At 74.1% G+C, this 8,179-nt stretch carries 7 protein-coding genes; 4 read left to right on the top strand and 3 right to left on the bottom strand.

Annotated elements, in window-relative coordinates; translation table 11 throughout:
• On the bottom strand, positions 1-458 hold a 458-nt coding region (locus tag AB0K37_RS38325; protein ID WP_363990058.1), incomplete at its 3' end, for an ATP-binding cassette domain-containing protein.
• On the bottom strand, positions 455-1,465 hold the full coding sequence (locus tag AB0K37_RS38320) for a peptidoglycan-binding protein (protein WP_363990055.1): 1,011 nt from the start codon (positions 1,463-1,465) through the stop codon (positions 455-457). The genes AB0K37_RS38325 and AB0K37_RS38320, both read right to left, overlap by 4 nt.
• Between AB0K37_RS38320 and AB0K37_RS38315 the strand changes: the two genes are divergently transcribed.
• From AB0K37_RS38315 to AB0K37_RS38305, 3 genes are all read left to right on the top strand, one after another.
• Positions 1,410-2,165, top strand: a complete 756-nt coding sequence (locus AB0K37_RS38315; protein WP_363990053.1) for an MFS transporter — start codon at positions 1,410-1,412, stop codon at positions 2,163-2,165. The genes AB0K37_RS38320 and AB0K37_RS38315 overlap by 56 nt on opposite strands.
• Positions 2,166-2,247: 82 nt before the next feature.
• Positions 2,248-3,129, top strand: coding sequence for a LysR family transcriptional regulator (locus AB0K37_RS38310; protein ID WP_363990050.1), 882 nt, complete (start codon positions 2,248-2,250; stop codon positions 3,127-3,129).
• 81 nt (positions 3,130-3,210) lie between these two features.
• Complete coding sequence (locus tag AB0K37_RS38305; protein ID WP_363990047.1) at positions 3,211-4,806, top strand: Na+/H+ antiporter; 1,596 nt, start codon at positions 3,211-3,213, stop codon at positions 4,804-4,806.
• 67 nt (positions 4,807-4,873) lie between these two features.
• On the opposite strand, the gene AB0K37_RS38300 is transcribed toward AB0K37_RS38305, so the two are convergent.
• Positions 4,874-5,788: an Lrp/AsnC family transcriptional regulator gene (locus tag AB0K37_RS38300; protein ID WP_363990044.1), complete on the bottom strand. Its 915-nt coding sequence runs from the start codon at positions 5,786-5,788 to the stop codon at positions 4,874-4,876.
• A gap of 718 nt (positions 5,789-6,506) precedes the next feature.
• On the opposite strand from AB0K37_RS38300, the gene AB0K37_RS38295 reads away from it, so the two are divergent.
• Entirely contained in the window at positions 6,507-7,943 is a 1,437-nt protein-coding gene (locus tag AB0K37_RS38295; protein WP_363990041.1) for a GuaB1 family IMP dehydrogenase-related protein, read from the top strand.
• Positions 7,944-8,179: the final 236 nt, after the last annotated feature.

Raw genomic sequence — 8,179 nt, 5'->3', positions numbered from 1 at the left:
GCGGGGGTCAGCGTGCCGTCGCAGCCCCGGTGCCCGATGATCAGAGGCGGGCCCTCCGGCGCGTAGTGGCGGTCGCCCCACATCATCATGCGGGCCCGGCGGCGCCGCTGCGCCGGCGGGACGCCCGCGTACAGGAGCCCGTCGGCGACGTTGTCGAGCGCGCTCACGCCGGCGGCGAGGTGGAACTGCTGGAACACGAAGCCGATCCGCCGGGCGCGCAGCGCGGACAGGCGCCGGTCCGGGAGCCGCGACACGTCCCCGCCCTCGACGAGGACGGTGCCGGCGCTCGGCCGGTCGAGCGTGCCGAGCAGGTGCAGCATCGTCGACTTCCCCGATCCGGACGGCCCGACGATCGCGAGGAGCTCGCGCTCCGCGACGGTGAGCGACACCGCGTCCAGCGCGGTGACCCCGCCCGGATAGGTCTTGGTGACCTCCCTTAGCTCCACCACCGGGCTCATGACGGCACCCCCACCTTCATGGCCTCCGCGAGGCCAGGTCCGGAGACCTCGACCCGGCCCCCGGCGAACACCCCGGTCTCCACCGGCACCGTGCGGACCCGCCCGTCCTGGACGACCTGGACGGCGTAGCCGCCGTCGCCCCGGGCGATCAGCGCGCCGACCGGCACGGCGAGGACGCCCGGATGCCGGTTCGCGGTGAGGTGGACCTCGACGGGCGCCTTGTCGTAGGAGCCGAGCTTCGCGCGGCCGGCGACCGCGATCTCGACCTCCACGGTGGCCGGCTGGTCCTGCGCCCCCTCCCTGGCGACCTTCCCGACCGAGGAGATCCGCCCGGTGACGGTGTCGCCGGACGGCAGTTCGATCTCCACTTCCGCGCCCTTCTTCGCGAGCCGCTGGTACTCGACGTCCAGATCGACGGACACGACCCGGGTCGTGCCGGTGTAGGTGAGGACGGGCCCGCCGACGCGGTCGCCGACGTTCGCCTTGCGTTCGGCGATCCGGATCCGGCCGGACGCGACGACGGCCGCGCCGGGGGCGACCCGGCCGGTCTCGCCGACGCCGAGGGCGTCCTGCCAGCGCCGCACGGCCGCCGCGGTGGCGGCGTCGTAGGTCCTGTCGACGGTGAACCCGGTGTAGCCGAGTGCCCGCAGGTTCCGCTCGAACTGCAGGACGTCGGAGCCCTTCGTCCCCTCGGCGAGCGTCCTGTACAGCGGAAGCCTGCCGTACAGCAGCGGCACCGGCCTGTCGTCGACCCGGTACACCGCCCTGCCCCTGGAGACGACCGAGCCGGACCCGGCCAGCCATGTGAGGGTGCCGCGGCCGGCGCCGGCGACGGTGCGGGTCCCGCCGTAGCCGAGCGTGCCGTCCACGTCCTGCGTCTCGGTGAGCGTGGTGCTCGAACGTCTGCGCGGGCGGCCGCGCAGACGTGCGGGGCGGGAGGCGCCGCAGCCGATGCTGCCGCTGGACGTGTTCTCCTCCCGGCAGTTCTCGGCCGTCAACGTCGTCACGTTCATCATGTACGGCGGGATGGGCGTGATGTTCTTCCTGTTCGTCCTCAACCTTCAGGTCGTCACCGGGTTCTCGCCCATCGCGGCCGGGACGGCGCTGCTGCCGGTCACCGTGCTGATGCTGCTGCTGTCGGCCCGGGCGGGCGCGCTCGCGCAGAAGATCGGCCCTCGGCTGCCGATGACCGTCGGCCTGGTGGTGGCGGCCCTCGGGATGCTCCTGGTGGGCCGGATCGGCGCGGACGCCTCCTACGTCCGGGACGTCCTGCCGGCCGTGGTGGTGTTCGGGCTGGGGCTGGCGGCGGTGGTCGCGCCGCTGACCGCCACGGTCCTGGCGACCGCCGACGTCCGCCACGCGGGCGTGGCCAGCGGCGTCAACAACGCGGTGGCGCGGGCCGCCGGGCTGCTGGCGGTGGCGGCGATCCCGCCGCTGGCGGGGCTGACGGGCGACGCCTTCAAGAACCCGGTGGACTTCTCGCACGGGTTCCGGCTGGCGATGATCACATGCGCCGCGCTCCTGGCGGCGGGGGCCGTGCTGTCCTTCCTCACCGTCGGCGACGACGCGCTGCAGACGCCGGCCGGGGAACCGGTCCAGCCGGAATGCCGGCGCCAGTGCGGGGTGGGCGCGCCGCAACTGCAGCCCGAGCCGGAGACCGTCCCGGCCGAGCGCGCCGGGAGGACCACGCCCGAGCCCGGGGGCTGATCGCCGGACCGGTCCGCTGATTCCCCGGTCCTAATCCGGCTATGTCCAGGACCGGAGCGGTTCGTTGGCATACGGTCAGTGCATGAATCTGCGGCAGCTGCGCTATGTCGTGGCGACCGCCGACCATGGCACGATGACGTCGGCGGCCCAAGCCCTCTACGTGGCCCAGCCCGCGCTGTCGCGGGCGGTACGCGAACTCGAGCGCGAGCTCGGCCTGGAGCTGTTCGCGCGGTCCGGCCGCGGGGTCGTCCTCACGCCCGCCGGGGAGCAGGTCGTCCGGCAGGCCCGGGTCGCCCTGGACGCCGTCGACGCGATCGAGGGACTGGCGGTCACGCGCGCCGACGGGCGCGGCGCCGAGCTGCGCATCGCGGTCACCGCGTCGCTGGAGCCGGAGCTGACCGGCGGCCTCATCCCCCGCTTCGCGCGCGACCAGCCCGCCGTGCGGGTCCGGGTGGTGCGCTGCGCGGACCGCGACCAGATCGCGGCGGTGCTGCGCGGGGGCCGCGCCGACCTGGCGCTGACCGACCTCCCCGTCCCCGGCGACATGACCGCGCACCCGTACGAGCAGCGCGAGGTGGTGCTGATCTCCCCGCGCGCGCTGAAGGTCCGCGAACCGGTGCCGCCCGCCGCGCTGGACGGGATGCGGCTCGTCCTGCCCGCCCGCGGCGGCGCCCGCCGCGCGGAGATCGACACGATGCTGCGGCGGATCGGCGCGCGGCCGGTCGCCGCGGTGGAGTCCGACGAGCGCGGCGCCTGGCTCGGCTGGGTCCGCGCCGGGCGGGGCTCCTTACTCTGGTACCGCAACCAGATCGACGACACCGAAGGGGTGACGGTCCGCTCGTTCATGCCGCCGCTCACCCGCATGATCGGCCTCGTGCACGCGCACCGCCGGCTGCCGCCCGCCGCCCGGGACTTCCTGACCTTCGCCAAGCAGGCGCCGCACCGCGACGACCACGCCCGCTGACCGCCCCCGGCCCTGTTCCTCCCGGTCCGGCCGGGCCGCCCGCGCGACGCCGGTACCGCCCGGTCATGCCATGATTCGGCGGTGGGAACGACGCACGCACTCTGGCTGCTGGCCGTACCGGTCGGCGCCCTGATGGTGGCCGCGGGCGCGCGGCGCCTCGGCCTGGCGGCGCCGCTGGTCCTGGTGATCGCGGGCCTCGCCTTCTCCTTCGTCCCGGGAGTGCCGGAGTTCGAACTCGAACCCGAGTTCGTACTGTTCGTGTTCCTGCCGCCGCTGCTGTTCTCCGCGGCGTGGAACAGCTCGTTCAGCAACCTCCGGGAGAACGTCTGGTCCATCGGCCTGCTGTCGGTGGGGCTGGTGCTGTTCACGACGTTCGCCGTGGGATACGTGGCGCACCTGATCGTTCCTGACCTGCCGCTCGCGGCGGCGTTCGTGCTCGGCGCGATCGTGGCGCCGCCGGACGCGGTGGCGGCGGTGAGCATCGCGCAGCGCCTCGGCCTGCCGCGCCGGACGGTGACGGTCCTGGTCGGGGAGAGCCTGTTCAACGACGCGACGGCGCTGACCGCGTTCCGGGTGGCGCTGATCGCGGCGACGGGCGCCGGGTTCACCCTCCTGGACGGCGTGGGACGCTTCCTGTTCTCCGCCGTCGTGGGCGCGGCGGTCGGGCTGCTGCTCGGGCCGCCGCTGCACTGGCTGCGGACCCGGCTGAACGACCCGCTGGTGGAGAACGGCGTCGCGCTGGTGGCCCCGTTCGCCGCCTACCTCCTCGCCGAGAGCGCGCACGCCTCCGGGGTGATCGCCGTGGTGGTCAGCGGCCTGTACCTGGGCAACCGGGAGACCCAGTCCGCGGCGGTGACCCGCCTGATCGGGCACTCCTTCTGGAAGGTCATGGTCTTCCTTCTGGAGTCGGTGGTCTTCCTGCTCATCGGCCTGCAGCTGCCCCCGATCGTCCACGAGATGTCGGGACGGAGCTGGCAGGAGCTGGCCTGGTGGTCGACCGCGGTGTTCGCCGTCACGGTGGCGGCCCGGTTCGTGTGGGTGTTCCCCGCCTCGCAGGTCCCGCGGCTGCTGTCGCGGCGGGAACGGGCGCTGCCGACCGTGGGCTGGCGCGGCCTGGTCGTGGTGTCGTGGGCCGGGATGCGCGGGGTGGTCTCGCTCGCCGCCGCGTTCGCGATCCCGTTCGTCGCCTCGGGCGACACGCCGTTCCCGGGGCGCGACCTGATCCTGTTCCTGACGTTCACCACCGTCCTCGGGACGCTGCTGGTGCAGGGGCTGACGTTCCCCGCGCTGATCCGCGCGCTCGGCATCGGCGGCGACCGGGAGCGCTACGCCGACACCGTCGCTCTGGCGGGCGCGCAGCACGCCGCCGCGCAGGCCGCGCTGGAGCGGCTGGAGGAGCTCGACGCCGAGGAGCGGCTCGACGCGTCGGTCGTGGAGCGGCTGCGGCAGCTCGCCGAGCACCGGCAGCTGCGCGCCTGGGAGCGGCTCGGCGGCGGGACGGGCCCGGAGGGCGAGGAGGTGCCGACGGCGACGTACCGGCGCCTGCGGCGGGAGATGCTGATGGCCGAGCGCCGGGTCTTCGTGCGGATGCGGGACGAGCGGCGCATCGACGACGAGGTCCTCGCCGGCGTCATGCACGAGCTGGACCTGGAAGAGGTCGCCCTCAGCCGCGACTAGCGGGGGCCCGCGCCCCGGCCACGGTCGCGCCGTGGCCGGGCCGCGGGCCGCGGGCCGCGGGCCGCGTTCAGACCGCCCCGTTGAGGGGCTGCTCGGGCAGTCGGACGGCGTAGGACTCCTTCACCACGTCGAGGTGGTGCCAGGACTCCCGTACCGTCACCCCGGACACCGACCGGATGGCGTCGAACACCGCCACCAGCTCGGCGCGCGAGGCCGCTTCGACCTGCCCGACGATGTCGTAGCGGCCGAAGCCGGTCGCCAGGTAGCGGACGCCGTCCTGGGCGGCGACCGCGTCGGCGACCTTGCGGAGCCCGCCCGTCACCACCAGCCCGAACCCGCCGAGCTCCGCGGCGCCGAGCGCCAGGGGGTCGGCGAGGCCGGTCACCTGGATGACGCCGGTGCGCATGAGCCTGACCACCCGGGCCCGGGTGGCGGCCTGCGAGAGGCCGATGACGTGCGCGAGCCGGGTGTAGGGGGCGCGGCCGTCGCGCTGCAGCTCGTGCAGCAGCCGCCAGTCGATGTCGTCGAGGGTGACCTCGCCGAGCTCGCGCACCACCGCGTGCGTGTCGCGCACGGTGGACACCGACCGGAACACCTCGGCCGCGCGGACGCCGGCGACGGACCTGATGTGGTCCACCTCGGCCGCGAGCGCGGCGTCGTCGCGGGTGCGCACCTGGGCGACCAGGTCGTACGGGCCCGCGGTCAGCGCGGTGAAGCTGACCGCGGCGCGCTCGGCGACGGTCTCGGCCACCTCCCTCGCCGAGCCGGCCACGGTGACCGACACGTGCCCGATCGCCTCCGCGCCGACGACGGCGGCGTGCACGATGCCGACGACGCGGACGACCTGGGTTTCGAGAAGGTGCTGCACCCGTGCCCGCACCGCCGTGCGGGAAAGCCCGACGCGATCGGCGAGCGCCTGGAACGTCGCCCTGCCATCCCGCTGGAGCTCGCGGACGAGCACGGCGTCGACCGCATCCAGCACGGCTCTCCTCCTCGACATGTGATGAATCGTTTTGCCAGCAACTGCAAGATCATTCCATTTCAGGACGGTATGACGTCAAATATTGATCTTGCTCGTGTTCGCCCTGCCCGATGGCCGTCGAAGCGTCGGTGACCGGTTCCGGGCGGCGACGTTTTAAATGCCGCAGAAACCGGTACGAAAGCGCAACGCTGCCGGACCCGCGCCGCTCGCGCGGCGCGACACGGCCCGGGCGGTGGACGCGCCGGACGGCCATGGCCGCTCCGGCGATCGCGGCCCGGTCGGGGCGGCCGGCGGCGCGGGCGGGCATGGCCGACCGGGACGACGTGCGTGACCTGCATGCGCTTCTCCCGGTGTTCTTCTGGCCCACCCCCTACGGCGGATCCGCCGTCCGCGCGAGGCACATGTAAGAAAAGTGCATCGGGGGCGCAGTTACGTCAAGAGGTAACTTTACAGAGAGCCAAGCCCCACGTTGCACCGTTTTGCATCAGGTGCACGGGCCCACTTTCGTTATCCCTGGAGGGAGGAGGGAAGACGGGCGGAGACGACACTCGACGCCCTCCCGGGACACAGTGTCATCACCCCTGGTCACGGGCTCTGCCCGCGGCCGCGGGGCGGTCCGGGGCGTCCGGCCGCCGGCCTCGGCGGGAGCACGGCCGGGTATCGCCGAGAATGTACGGTGGCCCAGCCACTGCGAACGCGATTGGTGTGTAGTACTGCCGTGCACCTGCTGAACGGTGAGCGTTCCGCTCACGATCTCACCTACAACGACGTCTTCATGGTCCCCCGCCGTTCCTCCGTCGGGTCGCGCCTGGAGGTCGACCTGGCCACCTCGGACGGCAGCGGGACGACCATCCCGCTCGTGGTGGCCAACATGACGGCCGTGTCCGGCCGCCGGATGGCCGAGACCGCCGCCCGGCGCGGCGGCGTCGCGGTGCTCCCGCAGGACATCCCGGTCGACGTCGTCGCCGAGGTCATCGAGTGGGTCAAGGGCCGCGACCTGGTGGTGGACACCGCGATCCGGCTGGACCCCTCCAGCACGGCCGGCGACGCACTGGCGCTGCTGCCGAAACGCGCGCACAACGCCGTGATCGTCGTCGAGGACGACCGTCCGGTGGGCGTCGTCACCGAGGCCGACTGCATGGGCGTGGACCGGTTCGCCCAGCTCCGCGACATCATGTCCCGCGACCTCGTCACGCTGCCCGCGGGCGTCGACCCGAGGGAGGCGTTCAACCGGCTGCACGAGCGCGGTCACAGGCTCGCCCCCGTCGTGGACGCCGGAGGCCGCCTCGCCGGCGTCCTCACCCGCACCGGCGCGCTGCGCGCCACGCTCTACCGGCCGGCCGTGGACGCCGCCGGCCGGCTGCGCGTCGCCGCGGCGGTGGGCGTGAACGGCGACGTCGCCGGCAAGGCCAAGGCGCTGCTGGAGGCGGGCGCCGACCTGATCGTCGTCGACACCGCGCACGGCCACCAGGACAAGATGATCAGCGCGCTCGCCGCGGTCCGGGCGCTGGACCCCGCCGTCCCGGTCGTCGCGGGGAACGTGGTGACCGCCGAGGGCACCCGCGAGCTGATCGAGGCGGGCGCCGACATCGTCAAGGTCGGCGTCGGCCCCGGCGCGATGTGCACCACCCGGATGATGACGGGCGTCGGCCGCCCGCAGTTCTCCGCGGTGCTGGAGTGCGCCGCCGAGGCGCGCCGGCTCGGCCGCCACGTGTGGGCGGACGGCGGCGTCCGGCACCCGCGCGACGTCGCGCTGGCGCTCGCCGCGGGCGCCGCGAACGTGATGGTGGGCTCGTGGTTCGCCGGCACCTACGAGTCGCCGGGCGACCTGCAGCGGGCCGCGGACGGGCGGCTCTACAAGGAGAGCTTCGGCATGGCGTCCGCCCGGGCGGTGCGGCTGCGCACCGCCGAGGACTCCCCCTTCGACCGGGCCCGCAAGGCCCTGTTCGAGGAGGGCATCTCCACCTCCCGGATGTTCCTGGACCCGCAGCGGCCCGGCGTCGAGGACCTGATCGACTCGATCGTGGCGGGGCTGCGCAGCTCGTGCACCTACGCGGGCGCGCGGACCCTGGAGGAGTTCCACGAGCGCGCCGTGGTCGGGATCCAGAGCCCGTCCGGCTACGCCGAGGGCAAGCCGCTGTCCAGCAGCTGGTAAAGGGCGCCCCCCGCGGATCGCCGGGCGTCCCCGCATTTCGCGACACGCCGCTGTCTTCGCGCCCCGATCAGCTCGCTGACCTGCACTCTCTTACGTCGGGAACGGAGAGGGGTCTCCGTCCCTGAAGGGGGCGCAGCATGGTCGACGGCGGGTCGGTCGGAGCCGGGGCGCGGCCGCTGCCGCAGGAGGGGCCGGGCCCGGCGGCCCGGGACCGCGAGCGGGGGCGCCGGGCGCGG

This window comes from Actinomadura sp. NPDC049753 (genome assembly GCF_040674655.1).
Classification (GTDB): domain Bacteria; phylum Actinomycetota; class Actinomycetes; order Streptosporangiales; family Streptosporangiaceae; genus Spirillospora; species Spirillospora verrucosospora.
Note: the sequence above shows the minus strand (reverse complement) of the source record. Positions and strands in the feature narration are given on the sequence as shown.